Below are 1,125 nucleotides of genomic sequence, written 5' to 3'. Positions count from 1 at the left end.
GGAATAAACTGGTCTTTCTGTGCGTTCACTTGGGGCAACAGCACGGCCACGGCCTCGTTAAGACCTGGTGTCCGCTCCAGCCCTTTGTCCATCAGTTTCGCCATGGCCCACAGCAGGTTGGCGATTTCCTGTGGTTTAAAGTTAGCTTTCTGTGCGTTCACGTGGTGCAACAGCGCGGCCACCGGCTCGTTGAGGCCTGGTGTCCGCTCCAGCCCGTTGTCCACCAGTTTCGCCATGGCCCACAGCAGGTTGGCGATTCCCTGAGTAATAAATTGGTCATTCTGTACGTTCACGTGTGGCAACAGCGCGGCCACGGCCCCGTTGAGTTCTGGTGTCTGCTTCTGCCCGTTGTCCACCAGTTTCGCCATGGCCCACAGCAGGTTAGTGATTTCCTGAGCACCAATATCACTGGCTTCAGGTTTTTGGTTGCAGTTAAATATTATTGCATCAAGTAGTGTTGACAATAAGGCAGTTTGAGTAAGCTTAACATGCTCATCAAAGGGTTTATGAGGGGTAAAAACACCCGCTGAAGTAAATGAGTGAAGTGTTGTCGTCAGGCTTCGCCAATTCCAGCTCCGTGTTGCGGTAAAATTTTGCAGCAAACGCATCAGCTGGCTTTGTTCTGTTCGATTTAACGGTCTTTTAGCAGCTGACGTGTATTTTTTAATTGAACTGGCATATTGCCCGTGATTTCTCCCATCATAGCGATGACCGAAACGATCCGATCTTCTCACCAGATCTTCCACTATTTCTTGTTTAATGAGGGCATTAAAATCTTGAGCACAGTTTACTGAACGGTGAATTAAATATTGAGAAGGGCGTGTGCCAGAAGAATGGTGAAATTCATTACACCCTTGGGTAGAGCGGGGGTGACTATCCCGCTGTCTGACTGTGGCATGTCTATATCGACCACGCCCTGAAGAAGGGGTATGGCTATTCGGTTGGTTGTAACCGTTACCTGATGTTGTGTATTGACCAATGATACCAGCAGAACTTCTATCCATAGTTATATTTCATTAATTCATGAAAATATAAAAACCTGAATTCAAGTCATAAATGCATAACCCATGATTTTTCTTGCATCTATTCCGGTTAACTCCTTGAATGCCTCATAAGGAGTCTTGT

1 protein-coding gene is annotated in these 1,125 nt (G+C 46.9%); it reads right to left on the bottom strand.

The window, feature by feature from the left end; genetic code table 11:
* On the bottom strand, positions 1-1,004 hold a 1,004-nt coding region (locus ACO6VE_RS24575; RefSeq protein ID WP_422464139.1), incomplete at its 3' end, for a hypothetical protein.
* Positions 1,005-1,125 lie beyond the last annotated feature (121 nt).

It is taken from the genome of Endozoicomonas sp. ALB115 (genome assembly GCF_049310245.1).
Taxonomy (GTDB): domain Bacteria; phylum Pseudomonadota; class Gammaproteobacteria; order Pseudomonadales; family Endozoicomonadaceae; genus Endozoicomonas.
The sequence above is the reverse complement of the archived record's forward strand: the minus strand, read 5'-3'. Positions and strand labels throughout refer to the sequence as shown.